The organism is Serratia sp. G204Y, assembly GCF_051172435.1.
Lineage (GTDB): Bacteria > Pseudomonadota > Gammaproteobacteria > Enterobacterales > Enterobacteriaceae > Serratia > Serratia sarumanii.
The window spans coordinates 1-23,714 of the sequence record NZ_JBPIZA010000005.1; the positions used below are offsets into that span (position 1 = coordinate 1).

Annotated in this window: 26 protein-coding genes; 21 read left to right on the top strand and 5 right to left on the bottom strand. The window is 55.8% G+C overall.

Features of this window, described 5'->3' with window-relative positions; all coding sequences use genetic code 11:
• The first annotated feature begins 14 nt into the window (after window positions 1-14).
• Window positions 15-7,625 carry an amino acid adenylation domain-containing protein gene (locus ACSBQQ_RS19590; RefSeq protein WP_435013459.1) on the top strand — a complete coding sequence of 2,537 codons (7,611 nt, stop codon included), beginning with the start codon at window positions 15-17 and terminating at the stop codon, window positions 7,623-7,625.
• A gap of 48 nt (window positions 7,626-7,673) precedes the next feature.
• On the opposite strand, the gene ACSBQQ_RS19595 is transcribed toward ACSBQQ_RS19590, so the two are convergent.
• The 3 genes from ACSBQQ_RS19595 to lpxO all read right to left on the bottom strand — a co-directional run bounded on the left by ACSBQQ_RS19595 (window position 7,674) and on the right by lpxO (window position 10,610).
• Window positions 7,674-8,372 (bottom strand): CTP synthase C-terminal region-related (seleno)protein, encoded by a 699-nt coding sequence (locus tag ACSBQQ_RS19595; RefSeq protein ID WP_223182220.1) that lies wholly within the window; start codon window positions 8,370-8,372, stop codon window positions 7,674-7,676.
• 115 nt (window positions 8,373-8,487) lie between these two features.
• Entirely contained in the window at window positions 8,488-9,408 is a 921-nt protein-coding gene (gene lpxP, locus ACSBQQ_RS19600; RefSeq protein ID WP_033648968.1) for a kdo(2)-lipid IV(A) palmitoleoyltransferase, read from the bottom strand.
• Between the two features lie 296 nt (window positions 9,409-9,704).
• Window positions 9,705-10,610 carry a lipid A hydroxylase LpxO gene (lpxO, locus tag ACSBQQ_RS19605; protein ID WP_033648969.1) on the bottom strand — a complete coding sequence of 302 codons (906 nt, stop codon included), beginning with the start codon at window positions 10,608-10,610 and terminating at the stop codon, window positions 9,705-9,707.
• Window positions 10,611-10,867: 257 nt separating this feature from the next.
• Between lpxO and ACSBQQ_RS19610 the strand changes: the two genes are divergently transcribed.
• From ACSBQQ_RS19610 to ACSBQQ_RS19630, 5 genes are all read left to right on the top strand, one after another.
• On the top strand, window positions 10,868-11,209 hold the full coding sequence (locus tag ACSBQQ_RS19610) for a hypothetical protein (RefSeq protein ID WP_004936850.1): 342 nt from the start codon (window positions 10,868-10,870) through the stop codon (window positions 11,207-11,209).
• A gap of 307 nt (window positions 11,210-11,516) precedes the next feature.
• Window positions 11,517-12,740, top strand: a complete 1,224-nt coding sequence (locus ACSBQQ_RS19615) for a tyrosine-type recombinase/integrase (protein ID WP_435013460.1) — start codon at window positions 11,517-11,519, stop codon at window positions 12,738-12,740.
• Window positions 12,737-13,507: a DUF6387 family protein gene (locus ACSBQQ_RS19620; RefSeq protein WP_435013461.1), complete on the top strand. Its 771-nt coding sequence runs from the start codon at window positions 12,737-12,739 to the stop codon at window positions 13,505-13,507. The genes ACSBQQ_RS19615 and ACSBQQ_RS19620 overlap by 4 nt, the downstream gene beginning before the upstream one ends.
• A 104-nt stretch (window positions 13,508-13,611) precedes the next feature.
• Window positions 13,612-13,896, top strand: coding sequence for a helix-turn-helix transcriptional regulator (locus tag ACSBQQ_RS19625; RefSeq protein WP_156866296.1), 285 nt, complete (start codon window positions 13,612-13,614; stop codon window positions 13,894-13,896).
• Window positions 13,897-13,916: 20 nt separating this feature from the next.
• A complete protein-coding gene (locus tag ACSBQQ_RS19630) occupies window positions 13,917-14,516 on the top strand; it encodes a Rha family transcriptional regulator (RefSeq protein WP_435013462.1) in 600 nt (199 codons plus the stop codon).
• A 93-nt stretch (window positions 14,517-14,609) separates the two neighbouring features.
• On the opposite strand, the gene ACSBQQ_RS19635 is transcribed toward ACSBQQ_RS19630, so the two are convergent.
• Window positions 14,610-14,804, bottom strand: a complete 195-nt coding sequence (locus tag ACSBQQ_RS19635) for a YlcI/YnfO family protein (RefSeq protein ID WP_183096732.1) — start codon at window positions 14,802-14,804, stop codon at window positions 14,610-14,612.
• Between the two features lie 188 nt (window positions 14,805-14,992).
• Here ACSBQQ_RS19635 and ACSBQQ_RS19640 point away from each other — a divergent pair, with 188 nt between their 5' ends.
• From ACSBQQ_RS19640 to ACSBQQ_RS19680, 9 genes are all read left to right on the top strand, one after another.
• Window positions 14,993-15,262 (top strand): host cell division inhibitor Icd-like protein, encoded by a 270-nt coding sequence (locus ACSBQQ_RS19640; RefSeq protein ID WP_145958039.1) that lies wholly within the window; start codon window positions 14,993-14,995, stop codon window positions 15,260-15,262.
• Window positions 15,255-15,446 carry a hypothetical protein gene (locus tag ACSBQQ_RS19645; RefSeq protein WP_089186567.1) on the top strand — a complete coding sequence of 64 codons (192 nt, stop codon included), beginning with the start codon at window positions 15,255-15,257 and terminating at the stop codon, window positions 15,444-15,446. Before ACSBQQ_RS19640 ends, ACSBQQ_RS19645 begins: the two co-directional genes overlap by 8 nt.
• Complete coding sequence (locus ACSBQQ_RS19650) at window positions 15,439-15,633, top strand: hypothetical protein (RefSeq protein ID WP_250601890.1); 195 nt, start codon at window positions 15,439-15,441, stop codon at window positions 15,631-15,633. The genes ACSBQQ_RS19645 and ACSBQQ_RS19650 overlap by 8 nt, the downstream gene beginning before the upstream one ends.
• Window positions 15,620-15,823, top strand: coding sequence for a hypothetical protein (locus tag ACSBQQ_RS19655; protein WP_145958040.1), 204 nt, complete (start codon window positions 15,620-15,622; stop codon window positions 15,821-15,823). The genes ACSBQQ_RS19650 and ACSBQQ_RS19655 overlap by 14 nt, the downstream gene beginning before the upstream one ends.
• On the top strand, window positions 15,816-16,025 hold the full coding sequence (locus ACSBQQ_RS19660) for a hypothetical protein (protein WP_435013463.1): 210 nt from the start codon (window positions 15,816-15,818) through the stop codon (window positions 16,023-16,025). The genes ACSBQQ_RS19655 and ACSBQQ_RS19660 overlap by 8 nt, the downstream gene beginning before the upstream one ends.
• Window positions 16,018-16,182 (top strand): DUF4222 domain-containing protein, encoded by a 165-nt coding sequence (locus tag ACSBQQ_RS19665; RefSeq protein WP_435013470.1) that lies wholly within the window; start codon window positions 16,018-16,020, stop codon window positions 16,180-16,182. The genes ACSBQQ_RS19660 and ACSBQQ_RS19665 overlap by 8 nt, the downstream gene beginning before the upstream one ends.
• Complete coding sequence (locus tag ACSBQQ_RS19670) at window positions 16,179-17,957, top strand: DNA primase family protein (RefSeq protein WP_435013464.1); 1,779 nt, start codon at window positions 16,179-16,181, stop codon at window positions 17,955-17,957. Before ACSBQQ_RS19665 ends, ACSBQQ_RS19670 begins: the two co-directional genes overlap by 4 nt.
• Window positions 17,958-18,224: 267 nt before the next feature.
• Entirely contained in the window at window positions 18,225-18,491 is a 267-nt protein-coding gene (locus ACSBQQ_RS19675; RefSeq protein ID WP_435013465.1) for a hypothetical protein, read from the top strand.
• Window positions 18,492-18,500: 9 nt separating this feature from the next.
• Window positions 18,501-18,791: a hypothetical protein gene (locus tag ACSBQQ_RS19680; RefSeq protein WP_435013466.1), complete on the top strand. Its 291-nt coding sequence runs from the start codon at window positions 18,501-18,503 to the stop codon at window positions 18,789-18,791.
• 24 nt (window positions 18,792-18,815) lie between these two features.
• Here the strand turns inward: ACSBQQ_RS19680 and ACSBQQ_RS19685 are convergent, their stop codons facing one another.
• Window positions 18,816-19,292 carry a hypothetical protein gene (locus ACSBQQ_RS19685; protein ID WP_435013467.1) on the bottom strand — a complete coding sequence of 159 codons (477 nt, stop codon included), beginning with the start codon at window positions 19,290-19,292 and terminating at the stop codon, window positions 18,816-18,818.
• Between the two features lie 284 nt (window positions 19,293-19,576).
• Here ACSBQQ_RS19685 and ACSBQQ_RS19690 point away from each other — a divergent pair, with 284 nt between their 5' ends.
• From ACSBQQ_RS19690 to ACSBQQ_RS19715, 6 genes are read left to right on the top strand one after another with little or no spacing between them, the layout of a single operon-like run.
• Window positions 19,577-20,755 (top strand): phage major capsid protein, encoded by a 1,179-nt coding sequence (locus tag ACSBQQ_RS19690; RefSeq protein WP_435013468.1) that lies wholly within the window; start codon window positions 19,577-19,579, stop codon window positions 20,753-20,755.
• A 44-nt stretch (window positions 20,756-20,799) separates the two neighbouring features.
• On the top strand, window positions 20,800-21,351 hold the full coding sequence (locus ACSBQQ_RS19695) for an HK97 family phage prohead protease (RefSeq protein ID WP_156866284.1): 552 nt from the start codon (window positions 20,800-20,802) through the stop codon (window positions 21,349-21,351).
• The gene (locus ACSBQQ_RS19700) at window positions 21,335-22,570 is read left to right on the top strand and encodes a phage portal protein (RefSeq protein WP_373275546.1); all 1,236 of its coding nucleotides are present in this window, start codon (window positions 21,335-21,337) and stop codon (window positions 22,568-22,570) included. The genes ACSBQQ_RS19695 and ACSBQQ_RS19700 overlap by 17 nt, the downstream gene beginning before the upstream one ends.
• Entirely contained in the window at window positions 22,567-22,914 is a 348-nt protein-coding gene (locus tag ACSBQQ_RS19705; protein ID WP_122019569.1) for a phage head closure protein, read from the top strand. The genes ACSBQQ_RS19700 and ACSBQQ_RS19705 overlap by 4 nt, the downstream gene beginning before the upstream one ends.
• Window positions 22,911-23,213: a head-tail connector protein gene (locus ACSBQQ_RS19710; protein ID WP_122019566.1), complete on the top strand. Its 303-nt coding sequence runs from the start codon at window positions 22,911-22,913 to the stop codon at window positions 23,211-23,213. Before ACSBQQ_RS19705 ends, ACSBQQ_RS19710 begins: the two co-directional genes overlap by 4 nt.
• Window positions 23,213-23,629, top strand: coding sequence for an HNH endonuclease (locus tag ACSBQQ_RS19715; RefSeq protein ID WP_198774333.1), 417 nt, complete (start codon window positions 23,213-23,215; stop codon window positions 23,627-23,629). Before ACSBQQ_RS19710 ends, ACSBQQ_RS19715 begins: the two co-directional genes overlap by 1 nt.
• The last annotated feature ends 85 nt before the right edge of the window (window positions 23,630-23,714 follow it).

The window sequence follows — 23,714 nt, forward strand, 5'->3', positions numbered from 1 at the left end:
TGCCGGCCGCGGACGTGGCGGAAGAAACGCTGGCGGGCGCGCTGCGGCAGCATGTGAGCGCGGCGCTGCCGGACTATATGGTGCCGTCGGCCTGGGTGGTGGTGGCGGCGTTGCCGCTGTCGCCGAATGGCAAACTGGATCGGCGGGCGTTGCCGGAGCCGCAGGGGGCGCAGAGCCAGGCAACGTACGAAGCGCCGCAGGGTGAACACGAAACGCTGCTGGCGGCGATCTGGCGCGAGCTGCTGAACGTGGAGCGGGTCGGGCGCCACGATAACTTCTTCGAGCTGGGGGGCCACTCGCTGCTGGCGGTGCGTCTGACCAACCGTCTGCAGCAGATGGAATGGCAGCTGCCGTTGCAGGTCCTGTTCGCCAACCCGACGCTGCTGGCATTGGCGCAGCAACTGCGGAGAACCGATGAGGCGCTGCCGCCAATCGAGGCTATGCCACGCGGCGCCGCGTTGCCGCTGTCGTTTGCTCAGCAGCGTTTGTGGTTCCTGACGCAGTTGGAAGGCCTGAGTGAAACTTACCATATTCCCCTGGCGCTGAGCCTGCGCGGCGAGCTGGATCTGCCCGCCTGGCGGCAGAGCCTGGATGCGCTCTATGCCCGCCACGAAGCGTTGCGCAGCCGGTTTGTCACCGTCGAGGGGCAGCCGCAGGCGCACATTCTGCCGGCAGACGCGCTGCCGTTGACGGTGCACGATCTGCGTGGGCGGCAGGATGCTCAGAGCCAGGCGCGGCAACTGGCGCAGCGCCTGACGGAGGCGCCTTTTGATTTGACGCAGGGGCCGCTGGTGCGCGCCGCGCTGATCCGCCTGGCGGATGAGGAGCACCTGTTCCTGCTCACCTGTCATCACATCATTTCCGACGGTTGGTCGACCGGCATTCTGCTGCGTGATTTGGGGGCGTTGTACGGCGCTTTGCGTCGCGGCGATGCCGATCCGCTGCCGCCGCTGACGCTGCAATACGCGGATTACGCCGCCTGGCAGCGTCGCTATCTGACGCCGGAGCGGCTGGCGGCGCAGGCGCAATACTGGCGCGAAACGCTGAGCGATGCGCCGGCGTTGCTGACGCTGCCGACCGACCGGCCGCGTCCGACGGTGCAGTCTTTCAGCGGCGGGGAGGTGCCGATCGCGATCGACGCCGAGCTGACGCAGGCGCTGCGGCAGTTCAGCCGGCAGCATGGCGGCACGTTGTTCATGACGGTGCTGGCGGCCTGGAGCCTGGTGCTGGCGCGCATGGCCGGGCAGCAGGAGCTGGTGATCGGCACGCCGGAGGCCAACCGTGGCCGGCTGGAAACCGAATCGCTGGTCGGCTTCTTCGTCAGCACGCTGGCGCTGCGCATCGATCTTCGCGACGATCCGGATCTGCCGACGCTGATCGCGCGGATCCGCCACGCGGTGCTGGCGGCACGGGAAAATCGCGATCTGCCGTTCGAGCAGGTGGTGGAGCTGGTCAATCCGCCGCGCCACCTGGGTTATACCCCGCTGTTCCAGGTGATGTTGGCCTGGCAGGACGGCTCGGTGCGCGATATCTCGCTGCCTGGGCTGCAGGCCGAGAGCGCCGAGTTGGGCTATCAGATCGCCAAGTATGATTTGACGCTCGATCTGGCGGAGCGCGACGAGCAAATCAGCGGTACGCTGAACTTCGCCACGGCGCTGTTCGACCGCGCTACCGCCGAACGTTACGGCGTTTACCTGGTGCAGGTGCTGCGGGCGATGGCGACAAATGCTACGCAGCCTGCGTCGCATCTCGATCTGCTGCCGGCTGCCGAGCGCGAACTGTTGTTGTACGGCTGGAACCGAACCGCGGAAGTTTATCCGGCGCAGAGCTGTGCCCACGTCCTGTTTGAACAGTGGGTGCAGCGCACGCCGGACGCCGTTGCGGTGGTGAACGATCGGGACAGCCTGAGCTACGCCCAATTGAACGCCCACGCCAACCAACTGGCGCACCAACTCATCGCACAGGGCGTGCGCCCGGGCGATCGCGTGGCCACGTCGCTTGAACGCAGCGTTTCTCTGGTCATCGCCCAGCTGGCGATCCTCAAGGCGGGGGCCGCTTATGTGCCGCTCGATCCGCACCTGCCCGTTGCGCGGCAGGCGTGGATCATCGGCGACAGCGGGGCGTCGTTGATCCTGTGCGATCGCGATATCGACCGCGAGATAGCCGGCGAGATCGCCTGCCTGCGTATCGATCGGCTGCGGCAGAATCCGACCCACGATCCGGCGGTGCCTCGCGCCGGCGGCGCGCCGGCCTACATCATGTATACCTCGGGCTCGACCGGTACGCCTAAAGGCGTCATGGTGACGCACCAAGGCATCCTCCGGCTGGCGATCAACAATCGTTTTGCGTCGTTTGAACGCGGCGATCGCTTCGCTTTCGCCGCCAATCCGGCGTTTGACGCCAGCACGCTGGAAATGTGGGGAGCCCTGTTGAATGGCGCCAGTCTGGCGATCATTGCGCCGGAAGTGTTGACGGAAGCCGAGGCGTTGGCGGCGGCGCTGGCGCGGCAAGGGATTAACGTCTTGTTCCTGACCACCTCGTTGTTTAACCAATATGCCCATAGCATCGCCGCGACGCTGGCGCAGTTGAAATATCTGCTGAGCGGCGGTGAAGCGGCGGATCCGCACGCCTTTGCCCGCATGCTGAAAGAGGCTGGGCCGGTACGGCTGATCAACGCTTATGGGCCGACCGAGTGTACGGTGTTCGCCACGACGGCCACGATCGAGCGAGTGGATCCATGGCAGCGTTTGCCTATCGGGCGGCCGATCGGCAATACCCGGATTTATCTGCTGGATGAGCACGGGCAACCGGTGCCGCTCGGCGCGACCGGCGAGATCTACATCGCCGGCCCCGGGGTGGCGCTGGGTTATCTCAACCGCGCAGAGTTAACGGCAGAGCGATTCCTGGCGGATCCGTTTAACCCAGGCGAGCGGATGTATCGCACCGGCGATCTGGCGCGCTATCTGGCGGACGGTAATATCGACTACCTGGGACGCAACGATCGGCAGGTGAAAATTCGCGGCTTCCGCATCGAATGCGGTGAGATCGAGGCGCGAGTGGCCGGTCATCCGGCGGTGCGCGAAGCGGTGGTGGATGTCCTCGGCGAAGCGGACAATAAGCGACTGGTAGCCTGGGTGGTGCCGGAGGCTGACGCGGATCGCCAGACGTTGGCGGTGACGCTGCGACAGTATCTGGCGGGGATGTTGCCGGAGTTTATGCTGCCGGCGGCCTGGGTGGCGCTGGATACGCTACCGCTGACGCCGAACGGCAAACTGGATCGGCGCGCGCTGCCTGAGCCGCAGGAGGACGCCTACGTGCGTGAGGTTTACGCCGAACCTGAAGGCGAACTTGAAACGCTGCTGGCGGGGATCTGGCGCGAGCTGCTGGGCATTGAGCGGGTCGGGCGCCACGATAACTTCTTCGAATTGGGCGGCCACTCGCTGCTGGCGGTGAAGTTGATGGCGCAGCTGCGCCGTGTCGGGCTGAGCGCCGGGGTGCAAACGCTGTTCACCGCGCCGACGCTGTCAACGCTGGCGCAGACGTTGGTCACGCAGCAGGAAGTGAGCGTGCCGGCCAACGGTATCCTGCCGGGCTGCGTAGCCATTACGCCGGAGATGTTGCCGCTGGCGACGCTGAGTCAGCCGGAGATCGACGCGGTGGTGGCGCAGGTGCCGGGCGGCGTGGCCAACGTACAGGACATCTACGCCTTGTCGCCGCTGCAGGAGGGGATTTTGTTCCACCATCTGCTGGCGGAACGGGGCGACCCGTACCAGCTGTCCGCGGTGTTGCGTTTCGACAGCCGTGCGCGCCTGGACGCCTGGCTGGCGGCGATGCAGCAGGTGATCGATCGCCATGACATTCTGCGCACCGCGTTCATCACGCAGGGCGTGTCATCACCGGTGCAGGTGGTGTGGCGCAAGGCCGAGTTGTCGCTGCGAGAACTGCGGCTCAATCCGGAGGAGGGCGAGATCGGTTCGCGGCTGACGGCGTTGTTTGATCCGCGCCGCGTGCGGCCTGATCTGACGCGCGCACCGTTGCTGAGCTTTGTCGCCGCACAGGGGGAAGAAGGCAGTTGGTGCGTGCTCCAGCAGTGGCATCACCTGATCGGCGACCACTCGACCCTGGCGGTGATGCAGGAGGAGATCAACCTGATCCTGGCCGGGCGCGGGGACGAACTGGCCAAGGCACCGCCGTTCCGCAACGCGGTGGCGCAGGCAAGGCTCGGCGTCAGCAAGGCAGAACACGAACGGTTCTTCCGCACTATGCTGGCGGATATCGATGAACCGTCGCTGCCGTTCGGCCTGAGCGACGTGCATGGCGAAGGGCGGGATATCTCGACGGCGCACCTGGCCTTACCGCCTGCGCTCAACCAACAGCTGCGGCGGCAGGCGCGGCGGCTGGGCGTCAGCCTGGCCAGCCTGTGCCACCTGGCCTGGGCGCAGGTGTTGGCGCGCGCTACCGGCCGCGATGAGGTGGTATTCGGCACCGTATTGTTGGGCCGCATGCAGGCCGGAGACGGGGCGGAACGGGCGCTCGGATTGTTTATCAATACGTTGCCGCTGCGGCTGGATGTCAACGAGGTCGGCGCGGAATCGGCGGTGTTGCAGGCGCACATCCGGCTGAGCGGGCTGTTGGCCCATGAGCATGCGCCGCTGGCGTTGGCGCAGCGCTGCAGCGGCGTCGCCGCGGGCACGCCGCTGTTCAGTGCCCTGCTGAACTACCGGCATAACAGTGGCGAGGACACCGCATTGCCGACCGGCGTGACGCTGCTCGATAGCCAGGAACGCACCAACTATCCGTTCGTGCTGTCAGTCGAGGACGGCGGTGATTCGCTGGGCCTGACGGCGCAGGTCAGGCAGCCGATTGAAGCGCAGCGCGTGTGTGGCTATATGGCGCAGGCGTTGAGCGCATTGGCGCAGGCATTGGAGCAGGCGCCTCAGACACCGGTCTGTGAACTGGAGGTGATGCCGGATGAAGAGTATGCGCTGCAGCTGTGCCGCTGGAATCATACGGCGGAAGCTTACCCGGCGGATACCTGCGTGCACGAACTGTTTGAACAGCAGGCGCGGCTGACGCCGCAGGCCATCGCTTTGATCCAGGATGCGCAACGGCTCAGCTACGCACAGTTGAATGCGCGCGCCAACCGGTTGGCGCATCGGCTGATTGAGCGCGGCGTACAACCGGGCGACCGGGTCGCGGTGCGGCTGGCGCGCAGCATCGAACTGGTCTGCGCCCAATTGGCGGTAATCAAGGCCGGGGCGGCGTATGTGCCCATCGATCCGCAACTGCCGGCCGCGCGTCAGGCGTGGATCGCCGATGACAGCGGCGCCTGCCTGATGCTGACGGACGCCATCGGCGACGAGGAGATCCCGCAGCTGACGGTCGAGGATCGCGAAGCTGAAGATCATAACGGTAACCCGGCGTTGCGCGTGTCGAGCGGCGCGACGGCCTACATCATGTATACCTCCGGCTCGACCGGTACGCCGAAAGGCGTCATGACGCCGCACCAGGGGATCACGCGTTTGGTGCGCAACAACCGCTACGCCGCTTTTGACGCCGACGACCGCATTGCCTTTGCCGCCAATCCGGCATTTGATGCCAGCACGATGGAGGTTTGGGCCGCCCTGTTGAATGGCGGTGCGCTGGTGGTGATCGCGCCGGAGGTGATGATGGAGGCCGAGCGTCTGGCGGCCGAACTGCAACGCCATCGCATCACCACGCTGTTCTTGACCACTGCGCTGTTCAATCAGTATGTGCACAGCATCAGTGGCGCACTGGCGCAGTTGAAATATCTGATTAGCGGAGGGGAGAAAGAGGATCCGGGCGCTTATGCGCGGTTGTTGCAAGAGCGGGGGCCGGTGCACCTGATCCATGCCTATGGGCCGACGGAGACCACCACCTTTGCGACAACGGCACGTATCGAGCGGGCTGAAGGGGAGGCGCGCTTGCCGATTGGGAAACCGATCGGCAATACCCGCGCTTACTTGCTGGACGCCCGCGGGCGCCCGGTGCCGATGGGGGCGGTGGGGGAATTGCATATCGGCGGCGTGGGGGTGGCGTTGGGCTACCTGAACCGACCGGAACTGACGGCACAGCGCTTTCTGAGTGATCCGTTCAATCCGGTCGGCGGCGGCCGCATGTATCGCACCGGCGATCTGGCGCGTTATTTACCGGACGGCAGTCTTGAATACCAGGGGCGATGCGATCAGCAGATCAAGCTGCGCGGGTTCCGCATCGAACCGGGCGAGATTGAGGTGCAGCTGGCGGCGAGCCCGTGGGTGCGGGAAGCGGTGGTGCAGGTTTGTTCGACGGAACATCATCCGCGCCTGGTCGCCTGGATCGTACCGACGGCCGACGTTGACCGCAGCGCGTTGCAGGGACAGCTGCGGGCCTATCTGAGCGAACGTTTGCCGGAGTACATGGTGCCGTCGGCTTATGTCTGGCTGGATGCGCTGCCGTTGACCGCCAACGGCAAGCTGGATCGGCGTGCCTTGCCGGAGCCGGAGCGCGCGGCAGTCGGCACTCGGGAGTATGTGGCGCCTCAGGGGGAGACCGAAACGACGCTGGCGCGGGTATGGTGCGAGCTGCTCGAGATTGGCCAGATAGGGTGCCACGACAATTTCTTCGAGCTCGGTGGCCATTCGCTGCTGGCGGTACGTCTTTCCAGCCAGCTGCGTCAGCAAGGCATCACCTTGCCGGTACAGGCGATCTTCAACCATCCGATATTGGCCGAGCTGGCCGAGCGGATAGATCGTCGCACCGCAGAGGCTCCGATGCGCAAGGCGGTGCCGGCTCGCAGCAGCGGCAGCCGGCCGCCGCTATTCTTCGTTCCGACCGGCTTTGGCGACCACTCCTACGTGTTTGAATTGGCCAAGGAGATCGACAAGACCTTCCCGGTCTACGCCGTGCCGTGGCCGGCGATGGAGGAGAAGCCGGCCACCATGTCCGATATGGCCGCCAGCGCCGTGGCGTTGATTCGCGAAGTGCAGCCGCAGGGGCCATACCATCTGGCGGGGTACTCTTCCGGCGGGGTGTTGGCCTATGCCATCGCCGAGCAGCTGCAATCGGCCGGGGAAGCGGTCGCCTTCCTGGGGTTGATCGACACGTTGCGGCCGGTGGAGGCGATGCACAGCCCGGTCCAGCTGTTGCTGAACTGGGTGGAGTCAACGCAGGAAAGGCCGGATCCCCAGTTCTGTCAGCAGTTGGCCGAGCTGCCGTTGCCGGAGGCGATCGCGGCCGTGCAACGCGCCGGGATCAAGACTCAGCGTGAGGAAGTGGCCGACGAGGCGGCGCTCTGGCAGCAGCGACACCACTACGCCAAACTGGTGGAAGCGACCCTGGTGCAGCCCGCATCGCTGAAAATCCATCTGTTCAAGGCGAAGCAGGAGCAGGTTTCCGTCAATTCGCAGAACGCACAGTTCCAGGCGTATTGGCAGAGGATCAAGCAGGCGGGATATTGCCGCGAAGACGCTTCCGCGTTGGGATGGGATAAGCTGCTGCCGCCGGCGACCGTCCGCGTCAGCCAGGTCAACGGCGACCATGTGTCGATGATGGAGCATCCGGTTCATCGGCGTGAACTGGGGCAACACTTCAACCTGGCGTTGCGCGAGCTCGGACAGGCGTAAGCCGGCGAGATGTATCCGATGAGAAAGCCCTCGCAAGAGGGCTTTTTTTTACCCGTTGGCGGCGGTTTTGACGAGTTCCACCACCAGCGGTGAAAGCTCGCCGCGCAGCGCGGCGCGTTCCGACTGGAACAGCGTGGCGACGTAAAAACGCCGGCCCGGCAGTTCGATGGCGCGCACGTCGCCTTCGGTGTCGTGGCCGCTGACGATCAGCGGGAAGCGCTCAAGATCGGCGACGAACTCCGGATTTACGCCGAAGTTGCAGTGGTAGCCTTCATGGGTGTTCAGGCTACCGTAGGCCTGCGCGACGCGGGTGTCAGGCTGAAAAGCGATGTCGCCGGTTTTTTCCACCAGCGAACAGCTCAGCGGGGCGATCACCAATCGGCCGCCGCTGTCGGTTTCCGCATGGCCGGCGTCGTGCCAGCCCATCACGTTGCGGGCGTACTCGACGATGGCGTATTGAAAACCGCCGCATGAGCCGAGGAACGGCACGTCGTTTTCCCGCGCATGGCGGATCGCCATAAAGGCGCCGTCGTCGTAACGATACGGGCTACCCGGCACCACCCAGATGGCGTCGAAATTTTGCAGCACGTCGGGGGAGGTCAGGGTTTCTGTCGGTAGCCATTGGGGCTGCACGTCGATGTCGAGATGGGCGGCGGTGAGCTGGAGCGCCACGGGGATAGCCTGATGGGCCACGGCTTGCGGGTTGTAATCACCGACCAGAGCAATGCGAACTTGAGCTTTCATCATTTCCTTTCCTGTGCGGGTAAAAAAGGAGATTACAGGAAAGTAGAGTGTCGAGCCGCCGCTTTTTAAACGTGGCGCACAAAAAAGCCCGGCGTTGGCCGGGCTGGAAAAAAGAGGGTCAGTACAGCGAGGGCGCGCCGGCCGGTCGGGTTTTGAAGCGGCGGTGCAGCCACATGTATTGCTCCGGCGCCCGCATGATCTCTTTCTCGATCACTTTGTTCATGTAAGCCGCCGCCGCCTGTTCGTCGCTGAGCGGGTAGTCTTCCAGGGCCGGTTGAATCAGCAGGTCGTAGCCGCGGCCGCCTTCGCGGCGGATCAGCACCACCGGCACCAATGCCGGGTTGGCCATGCGCGCCAGCATGAAGGTGCCGCTGGTGGTGGCGGCCTGATCGACGGCGAACAGCGGCGCGAATACGCTGCCGCGCGGGCCGTAGTCCTGATCCGGCGCGAACCATACCGCCTCGCCGCGCTTGAGCGCGTGCACCATGCCGCGCAGATCCTTGCGATCGATCATCGCCTTGTTGGAGCGCATGCGGCCCTTGGTCTGCGCCCACTCCATCGCCTTGTTGTTGTGCGGGCGGTACATCGCCATCATCGGTTGGCACAGGCCCATCGCCCGGCCGCCCAGCTCCAGCGACATAAAGTGCACGCCGATCACCAGCACGCCGCGATCGTCGCGCTGCGCCATTTTGAGGTGGTTGATGCCGGAGACGTTGAACCAGCGCTTGACGCGTTTATCCGACCAGAACCAGGCCATGCCGGTTTCCAGCAGGCCCATGCCGAGCGATTCGAAGTTGCCCACCACTTTACGTTCGCGCTGCGCTTCGTCCATCTCGGGGAAGCACAGTTCGAGGTTGCGGCGGGTAATGGTGACGCGACGCTTAAGAAAACGCATCGAAGTGCGCCCCATCCACACCCCCAGCCGATTGAGCAACGGGTAAGGGAGCTGTACCAGCAGGAACAGCAGGGCCAGGCCGAACCAGGTCAGCCAGTAGCGCGGGTGCAGCAAGGAAAGTTGAAATCTCTTTTGGCGTTTCATAGCAGCTCGTTTATGCGTTAGGGGGTAGCAACCTGTAACGCATAAAGGATCCACTCGATTGCGATACAACACTCAGACACCCAAGTACGGCCAGGGTTTAGTCGGAATTCCATAATTGACTAAACATTTACATTCGAAGGGCGGTTTGCGCTGCTATCAGGCTTCGGAGGGATAGCTGTTGGCCAGCGGAGGCGGCTCTAGGAACGTGTATGTTAACACAGGGTACGGGGTACAGAGGAAGAGGGGCATGCGAATATTCTCATTCGCGTTGCCCCTGAGTTGAAGATTGGCTCGTTTTATAGGCTGGGAATGATAATCGCGGCGAAAATCGCAGCGATCACCAGCCATTTCAGCAGGTAGTAACCGCGGCGGTTGCGCGCCTTCAGGCGCTGGCCGGCATCGCGCACCGCGTTGACGTATTTGAAGATGCGGTTGATGCCGCCGGTGCGGTCCTGATCGTCGTTTGGCGAGCTGGCCGCCGACATCAGCGTGGTGCCGACCCAGTGGTTGACCGCCTGCGCCCAGCGCCATTTCATCGGCCGCTCGACGTCGCAAAACAGAATGATGCGCGTCTGATCGGTGGCGTTCTGCGCCCAGTGCACGTAGGTTTCGTCGAAGATCACCGCCTCGCCGTCGCGCCAGCTGTGCTGCTCGCCGTCCACCTCGATGAAGCAGCGATCGTCGTTGGGCGTCATCAACCCCAGGTGATAGCGCACCGAGCCGGCGTAAGGATCGCGGTGTTTACCCAAATGGCTGCCGGGCGGCAGCTCGGCGAACATCGCGGCCTTGACCGACGGGATGCGGTTGAGCAGCTCGACGGTTTTTGGGCACAGCGTCTGCGCCGAAGGGTGGCTGTCGCTGTACCACTTCAGATAGAAACGTTTCCAGCCGCGTTTGAAGAAGGTGTTGAACCCCGCATCGTTGTGCGACTGCGCCTTTTTGATGTGATGCTGCAAGCGCACCGCTTCCTCGCGGATCACCTGCCAGTTGTCGGTCAGCGTCTGCAGCTCCGGGAAAACTTTTTCGTCGAAATAGGGCTGCCTGGCGGGCAAACGGGAGAAACCGGTCATAAACATATTGATCGGCCCCATAAAGGTGGAGTGATCGAACAGTTGGCGGGTAAGCTTTTGTTTCTCCTTGCCGCGGGAGTGTGCGTAAAGGAAGCTGACGATAAAAACGCCTATAATGATGACGGCAACCATAGAATCCATCCCTGTCATTACTGATTATTACGAGGTAAAAAACGTAAAAATTATAGTTTTGTGACAGATAAAATTTAACTTTTTCGTGCCATTTCGCCATTGTTGAACGTAGATGGCATGAAAAGTTAATTAAGATGTGAGTGTTGATATTTTATGTTGGTATTTTTGGTTTTCGTACTATTCTTAGGTTTCTTTAACGGGATTGTGTGCCATCTTATTTCATGAAGAATGGCACGTATCTGAGAAAAGAGGGACTTATGAAGAAATCAATCATTGCCTTGTCTGCACTGCTGCTCGCTTCCCCGGTGTTCGCCGCTGAGACCGCGACCGACACCGCCGCTCACGCCAGCAACGAGGTCGTTGCCGAAGCGCACAAAGGAGCGGATACCGCCAAAGAAAAGCTGCACCAGTCTCAGGACAAGGGTGAAGAGCTGAAGCTGAAAGCCAAGCACGCCGCCGAAGGCAAGAGCGACAGCGTCGGCAGCAAAGTGAGCGAAGGCTCGCAAAAGGCCTGGCACTCCACCAAGCAAGGTTCAGAGAAGGCTTGGGACAAGACCAAGCAAGGGGCGGAAAGCCTCAAGAACAAAGTGACCGAATAAGGTCGCCGCTTTGCCACAAGGGCCGCGCTGCGGCCTTTTTTATTGCCCGCAAACCGGGGGCGCCCCAAAAGAAAAAGGCGCTTATCAAATGAGATAAAGCGCCTTTTCAACACGTTAACTGACTAGTATCAGTTCATGCCGTAGGTTCAGAATTATAGTTCTTATGCTTTCGTGTTATTTTAAAATAAACATATAATTCAATGTGTTGCGATTTTTATTTGCTGTATATTGTTCCAGTGTTTTTTGACGTTTTGCTTTTGTTGCGGCACAATGTGTATAAACATTTGTATAAATACTTAGGGCAGGTATGGCGGGAGAACTCAATAAGCTGAGTGATAAGCGGCTCAGAAACCTACAAGGCACGCCACGCCAAAAGATAGAGTTCTTTGCTGATGGTGCTGGTCTGAGTGCCAAGCTTTCGAAGGTTGGTGGGATCAGCTGGGTGTTCACCTACCGATTGGTAGGCGCAAAACTGCACCGACTTACCTTGGGTAACTATCCTGATATGAGCCTTAAACAAGCTCGTGACTCCAGGGACAAGTGCCGCTCTTGGTTGGCTGATGGCAAAGATCCAAAAATGCAGTTTAATCTGACTATGGAAGCAAGCCTTAAACCTGTAACGGTGAAAGATGCATTGCAATACTGGATTACTGAGTATGCCACCGATAATAGGGCTAATGTTGAGAGGCACAAGGCACAGCTCGAAAAGCATATTTATCCTTACATTGGCGGTATGGCGCTTTCTGATTGTGAAACACGGTACTGGCTTAAATGTTTTGACCGCATCAAACGTGAATCGCCTGTCGCCGCCGGTTATATTTTCCAAATGTGTAAGCAGGCTCTAAAGTTTTGTCGAGTACGCCGATACGCAGTGAGTAACCATTTGGATGATTTAACTATCCCTGACGTAGGTAAAAAACAACAAAAACGAGATAGGGTGCTAACTGATAGTGAGATAGGGCAATTATGGAATTTTTCTAATAGTGATGAATTGTTTTCATCATATTATTCTTCATTGTTAGTTATATTGATTGTTTTTGGCTGTCGTTCACAAGAGGCCCGTCTATCCGAATGGAAAGAATGGGATTTAGAGCAATGGCTATGGACTGTGCCAAAAGAGCATAGCAAGTCAGGTGAGAAAATCATTAGACCGGTTCCTCTGCAGCTACGTGAATTTATTACAGAACTTAGCAGCCATAATAAACAGAGCGGGTATCTGTTGGGTTTAGTGAAAAAGTCAGAAGCAGTAAGCCAGACTGGTAGAAATATGCATAAACGGCTAAACCATGCGGAGCCTTGGACTTTACACGATTTGCGTCGTTCTTTTGCAACCAAACTTAATGAGTTAGGTATCGCTCCCCACGTGGTTGAGCAGCTGCTGGGGCATACGATGCCCGGAGTTATGGCGATCTATAATCGCAGCCAGTATCTACCGGAGAAGTTGGATGCGCTGAACAAGTGGATAGACCGTCTTGAGGTATTGGCGGGAAATCATGAAAACGTTATTCTTTTAAAGGCTGGTGGAAAATGAGAATTGATAAAAAACAAAATCTGCCTGAATGGTTTAAGTTAGCTGACTATGACTGCTATAAGGTGATGTCAGACGATGAAATAGTGCATCAATTATCATGTCGTTGCAATGCTATGATGGTTGAGGAATATAAGAACGATGGTTTCTTTGGGGATAGATTAAAAAATGGATTATATTTCAATGTGGATGACCATATAATTCCATTTTGGGTGAGGGAAGATTATGATAAATCTATGTTCTTAAGCAAAAGCTCATCAATCTCCCCATTGTCTGTAAGAGATGTTAAATTTATTGCTAGAGACTTGAAGGATAATAATGATATTGATATTAATGATAGGGTTGATGATGAATTCATGGACTCCTATCAGCATATATCAGCAATGAGTGACATTTCATTTTTTTTCGATGGCTTTTATTGTAAGGTGGACATCTTAAAGCAAGATGCCATTATTATGTCTGAGTTTTTGACTCTTGTTAAAATGTGGAGAAAGCAACTTGGAATACCAGAGCCAATACCATTAATTAAAAATGGATGGCCTGTAATAAAGGATAAGATAATTTCCTATTCCGTATTCCCATTGATTGATTTAATGATGTGGGAAAAATCTACGGGTAATAAAATAACTAATGGTGTTTTAGCTGTGTCCCTCTTCCCCGATGGTGACTATGACTCTATAAACATTGCTCAAACCATAAAGCCATTTATTGAATCAATTCTTGACTACAAAAGTATAGAGAAAATCGAGCATGAAATATCTAATAAGTAATTTTCTCTATTTTCTATGAGAAAGAATCATTTTTTCCTGTCTAGTGCAGGTTTGATTCAGTGAATCCAAAATAGCCTCCACAACATATGAACAGTGGAGGCAACATGCCTAAAGCTACCTTTACATCACCTACCCCAGCACAACGCCGTACCATCCTTGCGGAATACGGCTTCATCTACGATAAGCGCATCCGTGAACGCGAATGCCTTGAGATAACCAGCTTATCCCGCACAACACGCTGGCAATTTGAGAATGAAGGCAAGTTCCCGCCTCGCTGCCACTTTGGTCGTAATAGTTGCGCCTGGCTTCTCAGCGATGTGTTGTGGTGGGTTCGTAATCCGCCAGCCGTGGAAAACGTCAACAATCCATATAGCCGCCGTTCCGCTTAATTCAACATAGGTAATCAGAGATGAAAAAAATAAATGCCCTTGGCGGGCAGGGATTCGATCAGCCTGAAAACAGCCGGAAAGATATTTCTGTAGCGACGATGAGCAGCCTTAAAATGGTCGATTACATCAACGCGGAGCGAAAAGGGAAGGCCCAGGCGGAAGGAATGGATTTCCCCTGCAAGAAATATCGCAAGCTGGAGCATCGAAGTTTAATGGCTAAAGTGCCAAAGGTACTTGGCGAGGCAGCTGCAAAATTTTTTGCAGTTGATGTTTTCATCAATGGCACCGGCGGCAAGGTTGAACGTGATATTTATCGCTTCCCTAAACGCGAAGCCTGTTTGATGGCAATGAGCTACAGCTATGAGCTTCAGGCGGCGGTGTATGACTACATGGAGGAATTGGATCACCAGAAAGGCGGCTATCTGGGCTACACCATTGGCGAGCTGCAAAACATTGTGGCTTCTGCTCGCCAGTATTCCGACGAGGATTCAAGTGATGCAGGTCGGCGTCTGAAAAAGCGGCAAGGCGATCTTATTTTGCTGGAAAGGGCTGAACACTTGGTTAGCAGCTTAAGCCAGCTTTCGCTAAACCTGCCAGGGAGCGCTCCAGATGCTGAATAAAACAAAGGCGGCCATGCCGGGCCGCCAATGCTACTACACAAAACTGGTACGCAGTCAGAATAGCACGCTGATCGATCAGGTCAATGGCTTAAATCATTCCGAGTCTGACGGCTTATCCTGGCGGGCCTGCTTGCGCTGTCGGCGCTTGATCTCGCCTTTGGCTGCCGTTACGAGAAAACCAGCCGTGCTTTCTCCATCCTCTTTCAGCAGCTCTATATCGTCCATTACTTCATGCGGGATTCTAATAGTTGTCATTTGTGATTTTGCGTTCTTTGCACCGGTTGCCATTGTTGGCTCTCCTTATGATTGGTGTATGTCAGTATACGCAAAAAAAATGATAAAAAAAGGCTTGAAGTGTATTTCACTTGAGTGTAGCGTTAAAAGTAATGGTGACATACACCATGAAAGCGCGAAGCCCGGCAGTGTTAGCAGCACTGGCCGGGCCTCTAACCATAACGTTAATCGGAGTAACGATCATGGCTGACACTCAGTCTACCCAAACTCGCACTAAATTTACATTCCTATTCCTGGCCACACCTGACCACACACCGGAATGCACACCTGTTGTGCTGCGCTTTGATGCTGACACTGAGGCGGCCGCTCGAGCAGCGTTCCCAGGCTGGGAGCTGGTGTTTGCAGCGAAAATCCGCACTCAAGCTCCTTGCCGAGTTGCATTCTTCGATTACGCCACCCGTAAGGGCTGGGAGTTCGACAGCGCAATGGTTCAGGAGGTGCGTAATGTTTAAGCTCAAGATTACCGTCACTGACCATCAGACTGATACGGTCGAGGTATTTACGCCGGGCAACCGCTACAAAACTTATTCAGGTGCAGAAAAAGCGGCATCAGGCTACCGCTACGCTTTTAAACCAGATGGGGTTAACGCGGTTATCACCTGCGAAGCGGAAATTTTGGAGGTGGCCCATGCTTAAGTATTTCCAAGTATCAGGCTACGCCGTAAATAAGCGCGGTAACACCATCGGTATTTTTTACGATGTGCAATCAGCAGACGGTCTTCAGGCCGTTATCGAGGCTGAAAAACGGGCAGAAGAAGATGGATTCCGCTATATCCGCCTGACAAGAACGATTTTGCAGGAGGTGCGCCATGAATCAGCATGAAATGGAGTTTAATTCCGCTATCCGCAGAACAGATCAACTTATATCACTTCTTATGGTACTGGAAGATAATGTTGACGCTTTAGAACAGACAGAGATGGAAAGTTTAATTTCCCTTGCCAAAGATTTATCTATACGGATATCAGCCTGGCTTAATGATGAACAAAAAGTTAGGGAGGCTAACCATGCGTAACCGCCCTGGCACAATTGCATTAGATATGGCGCTATACCGTGCAACGCTTAATAGCTCGCTTTTTGAGGTAATTATTAATGCAGCATATAGCGAAAATGTATCAAAGGTTGTTATTGATTTAATAACTATAGCCTGCGATGCCAACAACAATATTATCGCAGATTTAAATAAGGAGGCCAGTGATGAACAATCCAATGCCTAACAGCCGCTATAAGGACAAAAGCGGTAAGTTAGTCACGGTAAAATCCTGTGCCTTTAACCGCGTTGAGTATATTCGCGAAGGGTATCCGGCTCCTTGTGTCGTTCCAGTAGTTCGTTTTATGTCTGAGTTTAAGTTTGTGCCGGAGGCATCAGCATGAAGAATGCCCCAAATTTAAAGCACCTGCCGAAGGATAAAGGCACTGAGGCGGTAATCTTTGCTGGGACTAAGGCCTGGGAGCTGGCAAAGGCTTATCAGGGCGGGAATAAAAACGGCGACGATGTACCGCCGATAGTTCTTGATCACCAACAGCTCAGTGAGCTGGATAACCTGAAAATCATCGACAAGGGCCGCATGTATGCCCGTGTTTACCAGGCGGGGCTGGTGGATCAGTCAAAGCTAACGCTGATTGCGCAGAAACTGGCGGCGGCAGGCATCAAGCAGGCGCGGCTATACAGTGAAGCCGGTGAGCTGCTGGAGGATTGGACAGAGAGCCTTGAGCGGCTTTCATCCCAACCGGTGGTCGCATATAGCGGTGGTGTTACTGACCTGTCACGCATGGGGCCGAGCCAGCGGGGGGATGTGCTCAAGGCACACTACGGCAACGCACTTGCTATTCATGGCGACTCTGACACCGTTCACCACTATAACGGCGTTGTTTGGTCGCCAATTTCTGACAAGGACTTACAGCGGGTTATGTCCTCAATATTCCGGGAGGCGGAGATAGCGTATTCACAGCCCAGCATTAAATCGGCAGTGGATACGATGAAGTTGAGTTTGCCGATGATGGGGACTACCGCCCGTAATCTGATCGGTTTCGTCAATGGCGTATTTGATACCAAGGCCGGTGAATTCCGGCCACACCGCCAAGAAGATTGGCTGCTGATTGCCAGCAACGTCGAATTTAGCCCAGCCGTAGAGGGGGAGACGCTGGCGAGCCATGCACCGAGCTTCTGGCGGTGGCTCTGCCATTCAGTAGCGAACAACACCCGCAAAGCTGACCGCGTTCTGGCAGCGTTGTATATGGTCATGGCGAACCGGTACGACTGGCAGCTATTCCTTGAACTTACCGGCCCCGGCGGGAGTGGGAAAAGCGTATTTGCAGACATCTGCGAAATGTTGGCAGGGAAAAACAATACGGCATCGGCCAGCATGTCATGTCTGGAGAACCCAAAGGAGCGGGAAATACTCGTAGGCTGTTCGTTAATCGTTATGTCCGACATGGCGCGATACGCAGGCGACGGCGCAGGCATCAAGGCGATAACCGGCGGGGATAAGGTTGCCATCAACCCGAAATACAAAACGCCGTATTCGATGCGTATACCGGCTGTGGTGTTAGCGGTGAACAACAACTCAATGACGTTCAGTGACCGTAGCGGAGGGATTAGCCGCCGCCGAGTCATATTTAATTTCACGGAGGTTGTTCAGGAGAACGAACGTGATCCGTTCCTGGCTGAAAAGATTGGTGCTGAGTTGCCGGTAATCATCCGGCACTTACTTAATCGTTTTGCTGACCAACGGCAGGCTAAGCAGCTATTGCATGAGCAGCAGAAATCCGAGGAGGCATTAGCGATTAAGCGCGAAGGCGATTCGCTGGTGGACTTCTGCGGGTATCTTATGGCGCTGGTGGGGTGTGAGGGTATGTTTATCGGCAACGCTGAAATCATCCCCTTTGCGCCACGGCGTTACCTGTATCACGCCTACATGGCCTACATGTCGGCACACGGTCTTGGCAAGCCGGTATCGTTAACCCGCTTTGGCAGGGATATGCCGGGGGCCATGGCTGAATATGGTGCGGAGTACAAGAAAGAACGCTCTACCAAGGGGCCAAGCAAAGGGCACGTCCAGTCAAACGTTTTGCTGAGTGATGATGCTGAGGAGTGGCTGCCAAGTGCGACAGGAGGAGAGAAAGGAGCCAACCACCACAAAGAATAGTTTTTTTTACCTTTAAACTGTCAACTGTCCACCGAAAAGGGGAAATTATATAAATTACATATAGTTATCTCGGTGGATAGTTGGTGGGTAGTTTGATTTTAAGTGTCCACTGTCCACCGCCGGTGGAGGGTTTGAGTGGAGAGTAGTGGACAGTTTGGCTTTAACTCTCCACCTTTTAACCTAATGTTATATATAGAGAAATTAACACGGTGGACAGTGTGGACAGTTTTAGGGGTAAAAAAATTTTTTGTTCGTTGAGGATTATCTATGAGTCAGACTGAAAAGCGAAAATCGGGCATCGAAATTCTGGATATGCACCCGGCTCTGCCAGGCATCATTGTTGAGGTCGTGAACCGCAAAACAAAAGAAGTGGTCGCCGTGCATGACGTTATCAGCTATGTCGATGTGAACTATTGGCACATCTACAGCGATGAACCAATAAAGCGATTAATGCCATGCATTAAAGTTAATGGTGAGGCCGTGCCATTTGAAGCGCCTGTAGGGCACAAATTGGTGACTGTATTTTTCAAATGAGGAAAAGCTATGAACGATAAATTAAAGGTTGATATTGAACGCTCCAAGCGTGTTATTAAAGAAATTAAAGCGCACAAAGATTATTATGGAATTAATAACCTCGACACCATGCACACAAACGATTATCGCCGGGTGCTTGATGAAGGTGCGTTATTCTGGATTGACCATCATGATTTTGTGCGTAGCACATTTTCGGAGGAGATATTTGCAACTAACCGCGAACAACTCGATGCCATGATTGAACATTTACAGGGCTATCGCGAGAAAATGCCGATGCCGCCGAAGCGTCTCAGTGAGTAGAGTATAAAGCCCTGCAATGCAGGGCTACCTAGCTTTAATGAAATGTTTCTCGTTGTCAGGATCAAGCAGCTCATCTGGAGGAATGGAAACTCCTAAAGCAAGATTAACTTTTTGCATTGCATAGGCATTAAGTATGTCTTGATGTGCTAAAGGACCATTACTAAAGCCATGTGAAAGTCTGATTAAGTTACCAGTCGCATCCTTGATTTTATCTGGTTTTGGAAGACCAAATACATAACACCATGAACCATATGCGGGTATTAAGTTGGTTGCAGCATGTAGTTGAGATGAGTGTTGGCGCATAATTTTACATACTTCAACCATTTCATCATCATCAGTACCTTTGGGATTGCTAAGCTTATTTGCGTAAAATCTTAAGTCATACGTTATCTTGGATATCACCTTTCTTTGCTCACTCACTGGTTCAATAAGCATTTTCATGATTATTTGCCCAATAACGTAGACCATTACACCTGAAAAGACTGTTAACAGAACCGTCATACTCTCCCCCCGGAAGAACGTTTTATCACAGATACCAAACGACTATCATAAACTATATCTATATGGGTTTTGTAAATTATTTGTTCGCCGCTGTTTATTGTTTTTTGGGACAAAAACAGCCTGTTTACTCTGAGACATTAATGTATATCTTGAAGAGTGGCACTCAGACGTGAGCCGCCACAGGCCGTTCGATATTCCGCTGACATACGGACTCCAGTCGGACGGCCACCCCCTATTTAGTGCTGGTTTCACGTCACGTTAATCATTACTGCGAGAAACCACACATGAAAAAATTGCTTGAACTCCGCCAGAAGAAAACCGAATTAGCCACCCAAATGCGCTCCCTGCTGACCAAGGCGGAAGAAGAGAAGCGCAGCCTCAACGCCGACGAATCCAAACAGTTCGACGAATTGCGCACCCAGACCGACGCCATTCAGGCCGATATTGTCCGCTATGAAGCGATTGCCGATGAAGAACGCAGCCAGGGCGATAAGTCCAAGCCCGCGACCGATGGCAAGAAAGTGACCAATGCCGAGTTGCGCCACTACATCATGACCGGCGACACCCGCTCCTTGTCTACCGGTGTTCCTGCTGACGGTGGTTTTACGGTCATTCCCGACCTGGATAAAGATATTATGCGCCAGCTCTCTGATGAATCGGAGATGCGCCAAATCTGTACGGTTAAGACGACCAGCAGCAACGAATATAAAAAGCTCGTGTCCGTTGGCGGCGCGGCGGTAGCTCACGGTGAAGAAGGTGAAGCCCGTAGCGAAACCGCGACGCCGAAGCTGGAAGAGGTCAGTATCAAACTGTTCCCGATCTACGCTTACCCCAAAACCACCCAGGAAATTCTGGATTTCAGCGACGTAGATATTTTGGGCTGGCTGACCGAAGAGATCAGCGACACCTTTGTTGAAACCGAAGAAACCGACCTGGTAGCCGGTGACGGCAGCAAAAAGGCAAAAGGCTTCCTGTCCTGCCCTCGCGCGGCAACCGCAGACAAAACCCGCCCATTCGGCACACTGGAGAAGATGGACGCCGCAGGGGCGACCGTGGCCGCTGATGAACTTATCGACCTGCTGTTCAAGCTCAAGAAAAAATACCGCAAAAACGCCGTATGGGTGATGAACTCCAACACCGCCGCCAGCCTGCAAAAGCTGAAGAACGGCAACGGTGATTACATTTGGCGCGACGGTATGCAGAAAGGCGACCCGGATATGTTGCTGGGTAAACCGGTGCATTACCTGGAGAACATGCCGGATGCCGCTGCCGGTAAGCCGGTGCTGGCCGTGGGTGACTTCAAGCGCGGTTACTTCATCGTCGATCACGAAACCGGCACCCGTACCCGCCCGGACAACATCACCGAGCCAGGCTTCTACAAGGTGCACACCGATAAGTACCTGGGCGGCGGGCTGGTGGACTCCAACGCCATCAAGGTGCTGGAAATCAAGGCAGCGAAGTAATCCACAGGGGCTACGGCCCCTTTTCTGTCTGATGGAGTTCACCGATGAAAGAAAACGATTTTGAAATCCGCACCGCGACGCTCTCCGCCGACGATAAAAAGCTGGTGGGTTATGCCGTGAAATGGAATAGCCGCTCCGAAGTGCTGTGGGACGAGTTTGTAGAGCAGTTCGCCCCCAACGCCTTCAAAGATAGCCTGGCGTCCGGTGCTGATGTTCGCGCCCTGTACGAGCATGACTACACCGCGCTGCTGGGTCGCAACACTTCCGGCACCTTAATGTTAAGCGAGGATGCTACCGGCCTGCGTTTCGAGCTGACGCCGCCCGATACCCAGTTGGGCCGCGATGTGCTGACGCTGGTAGAGCGTGGCGATATTTCCGGCATGTCCTTTGGGTTCCGGGCGCTGAAAGACCAGTGGGACAGTACCCAACAGCCGTATGTGCGTACCGTGCTGGCTGCCGAGCTGCGCGAAATCACGGTAACCAGCTTACCGGCCTACCGTGAAACCGATATTCAGATCGCCAAGCGTTCATTACTGACCCAGCACCCTGAGCTGGTGGATTTGCGCGCCCATTGGGCTTATCTGGCGGGGTTGTGATATGTGGCCGTTCAAGCGCAAGACTGAAACCCGCAGCATGAGCATTGACGAGTTGTTGTCTATGCTGGGCGTCCCTAATACCAACTCGGGCGAATACGTCTCACCTACAACAGCTGAGGGGCTTCCCGCCGTTCTCAACGCCGTGGCCGTAATCAGTGAGGCGGTGGCGTCGATGCCGTGCTACCTGTACCGGGTAACGCACAGCAACCAGCGTGAGGCGCGTACCTGGCTGGCAGATCATCCTGTTGATACGTTGCTCAATGAACGCCCGAACGACTGCCAGACCCCATACCAGTTCAAGCGCACCATGATGCGCCATTGTCTGCTGAACGGTAACGCTTATGCGGTGATCCAGTGGGGCAAAGACGGGCAACCACAATCATTACACCCGTATCCGCCTCATGCCGTTGTGCCGAAGCGCCTGGACGAACACCGCTACGCCTACACCATTACCGAGCCATTCAGCGGCCGGGTGCGTACCTATCTGCAAGAAGAAGTCCTGCACCTGCGTTATGCCACTGACGATGGTTTCTTATCTCGTTCGCCGATCACTATCTGCCGTGAAACCCTGGGGCTGGGGATTGCTCAGCAGCGTCACGGCGCCAGTGTGATGAAAGACGGCATGATGGCCGCAGGCGTCATTACTACCGCCGAGTGGTTCGACAAGGCCAAAGGCCAGAAAGCGCTGGATGCCCTGGAGCGCTACAAGGGGGCCAGAAATGCCGGTAAGACGCCAATCCTTGAAGGTGGGATGGATTACAAGCAGTTGGCTATGAGCAACCAGGATGCCGAATGGTTGTCCTCTCGCCGTTTCACCATTGAAGACATTGCCCGGATTTTCAATATCAGCCCGATCTTTCTGCAGGAGTATTCCAACAGCACCTACAGCAACTTCAGCGAAGCGAGCCGCGCTTTTCTCACCATGACCATGCGCCCCTGGCTCACCAACTTTGAGCAGCAGCTTAAGGCCGCGTTGCTGGTGGCATCGGGCACACCCGGTATTCGCTACCAGGTGGAGTTTGATACCGCTGACCTGTTACGCGCCAATCCGCAAGACCGCTTCCAAAGCTATGAGACGGCGATCAAGTCCGGCGTGATGTGCCCGAATGAAGCCCGCGAACGTGAGGGGATGCCTCCACGCGAAGGCGGCGACGAGTTCAGCCAGGCATGGAAACAGACTGTTGAGGTTAAGGGTAAGAACGATAAGGAGAAAGCATGAAAGCAGGACGTTTGCGCGACAGGATAAAAATCCAAAAGCGTGAAAGCTATCGTGACCCTCAGACCGGCCAACAGCTTTGGCGGGTTGTTGAAATTGCCACGGTCTGGGCCGAGGTCAAGGGTATCAGCGGGCGGGAGCTTGTCACCAGCGGGGCCTTTACCGGGCAGCTTAAATCCGCCGCCACTCTCCGAATCTGGATGCGCTATCGGTCAGATGTGGATTATGACTGCACGATACTTCACCAGATGCCCGGCGTGCGGGGTAACGAATACGGTATCAAGGCGATTATCCCCGATGCCAAACGTACCCGCCTTGAGCTGTTGTGTCAGGGAGGTGTCAAGTGACCAAGCCAGAAATCAGCCTCGACGAGATTAAGCGCCACTGCCGTATCGAGCTGGACTTCAACGACGATGACACCTTGCTTCAAGGGTTCGCCGCCGCTGCGCTGGAGGTCTGCCAGACCCATATCGGTAAACGTTTTGATAGCGACCTGGAGTTCAACGCCGCAATCAAGGTGGGCTGCCTGATGTACATCGGCCTGCTGAATGATAACCGCGAGATGGTGAGCGATGCCGAGTTGAAAGAAGTCCCGTTCAGTATCGCCTGCCTGTGGAACGTTTACCGTGAGCCTGGAGTGTACTGATGCCCTGGCACCCACTTAAACGTTGTAGCTACCCCGGTTGCCGTAACCGCGTTAAGTCTGGGCGTTGCCCTGAACACCGGCAGGAGGCTAACACCAGCCGTGGCACGCGCACCGAGCGTGGCTATTCGAACCGCTGGGGTAAGTATCGCCTGATGTATCTCAAGGCCCACCCGCTGTGCGTGGAGTGTGCCAAGCGTGGTATCCACACGCCAGCCACGATTGTCGATCACGTCATCCCGATTGACGGCGAACGCGATGTGTTGTTCTGGCCTGCCAGCAATCACCAAGGGTTATGCCATAGCTGCCACAGTCGCAAGACCACCACGCAAGACCCTGTGACCAAACAGCAGCGCCGGGCAGGACAGTTCCGAGCATTGGAGGCGCAAGCCGCCGAGACCGGGTGGGGGGAGGTTTGAGGACAACCCCTCTCGGCTTTGGAACCACGCCTCCCTCAGATTTTTATGCGCGGTGATTTTTTTGAAAATAAAACCAATGGGAAAT

Excerpts from the sequence above, each read along its gene's own strand:
- ACSBQQ_RS19645 (WP_089186567.1), top strand. The coding sequence starts at position 15,255 with ATGTTTAAGCTCAAGATTACCGTCACTGACCATCAGACTGATACGGTC.
- ACSBQQ_RS19705 (WP_122019569.1), top strand. The coding sequence starts at position 22,567 with ATGAAAGCAGGACGTTTGCGCGACAGGATAAAAATCCAAAAGCGTGAA.
- ACSBQQ_RS19630 (WP_435013462.1), top strand. The coding sequence starts at position 13,917 with ATGAAAAAAATAAATGCCCTTGGCGGGCAGGGATTCGATCAGCCTGAA.
- ACSBQQ_RS19665 (WP_435013470.1), top strand. The coding sequence starts at position 16,018 with ATGCCTAACAGCCGCTATAAGGACAAAAGCGGTAAGTTAGTCACGGTA.
- lpxP (WP_033648968.1), bottom strand. The coding sequence starts at position 9,408 with ATGAAACGCCAAAAGAGATTTCAACTTTCCTTGCTGCACCCGCGCTAC.
- ACSBQQ_RS19610 (WP_004936850.1), top strand. The coding sequence starts at position 10,868 with ATGAAGAAATCAATCATTGCCTTGTCTGCACTGCTGCTCGCTTCCCCG.
- ACSBQQ_RS19670 (WP_435013464.1), top strand. The coding sequence starts at position 16,179 with ATGAAGAATGCCCCAAATTTAAAGCACCTGCCGAAGGATAAAGGCACT.
- ACSBQQ_RS19715 (WP_198774333.1), top strand. The coding sequence starts at position 23,213 with ATGCCCTGGCACCCACTTAAACGTTGTAGCTACCCCGGTTGCCGTAAC.
- ACSBQQ_RS19685 (WP_435013467.1), bottom strand. The coding sequence starts at position 19,292 with ATGACGGTTCTGTTAACAGTCTTTTCAGGTGTAATGGTCTACGTTATT.
- lpxO (WP_033648969.1), bottom strand. The coding sequence starts at position 10,610 with ATGGTTGCCGTCATCATTATAGGCGTTTTTATCGTCAGCTTCCTTTAC.
- ACSBQQ_RS19655 (WP_145958040.1), top strand. The coding sequence starts at position 15,620 with ATGAATCAGCATGAAATGGAGTTTAATTCCGCTATCCGCAGAACAGAT.
- ACSBQQ_RS19680 (WP_435013466.1), top strand. The coding sequence starts at position 18,501 with ATGAACGATAAATTAAAGGTTGATATTGAACGCTCCAAGCGTGTTATT.
- ACSBQQ_RS19675 (WP_435013465.1), top strand. The coding sequence starts at position 18,225 with ATGAGTCAGACTGAAAAGCGAAAATCGGGCATCGAAATTCTGGATATG.
- ACSBQQ_RS19625 (WP_156866296.1), top strand. The coding sequence starts at position 13,612 with ATGCCTAAAGCTACCTTTACATCACCTACCCCAGCACAACGCCGTACC.
- ACSBQQ_RS19640 (WP_145958039.1), top strand. The coding sequence starts at position 14,993 with ATGGCTGACACTCAGTCTACCCAAACTCGCACTAAATTTACATTCCTA.
- ACSBQQ_RS19695 (WP_156866284.1), top strand. The coding sequence starts at position 20,800 with ATGAAAGAAAACGATTTTGAAATCCGCACCGCGACGCTCTCCGCCGAC.
- ACSBQQ_RS19615 (WP_435013460.1), top strand. The coding sequence starts at position 11,517 with ATGGCGGGAGAACTCAATAAGCTGAGTGATAAGCGGCTCAGAAACCTA.
- ACSBQQ_RS19595 (WP_223182220.1), bottom strand. The coding sequence starts at position 8,372 with ATGATGAAAGCTCAAGTTCGCATTGCTCTGGTCGGTGATTACAACCCG.
- ACSBQQ_RS19620 (WP_435013461.1), top strand. The coding sequence starts at position 12,737 with ATGAGAATTGATAAAAAACAAAATCTGCCTGAATGGTTTAAGTTAGCT.
- ACSBQQ_RS19690 (WP_435013468.1), top strand. The coding sequence starts at position 19,577 with ATGAAAAAATTGCTTGAACTCCGCCAGAAGAAAACCGAATTAGCCACC.
- ACSBQQ_RS19635 (WP_183096732.1), bottom strand. The coding sequence starts at position 14,804 with ATGGCAACCGGTGCAAAGAACGCAAAATCACAAATGACAACTATTAGA.
- ACSBQQ_RS19650 (WP_250601890.1), top strand. The coding sequence starts at position 15,439 with ATGCTTAAGTATTTCCAAGTATCAGGCTACGCCGTAAATAAGCGCGGT.
- ACSBQQ_RS19660 (WP_435013463.1), top strand. The coding sequence starts at position 15,816 with ATGCGTAACCGCCCTGGCACAATTGCATTAGATATGGCGCTATACCGT.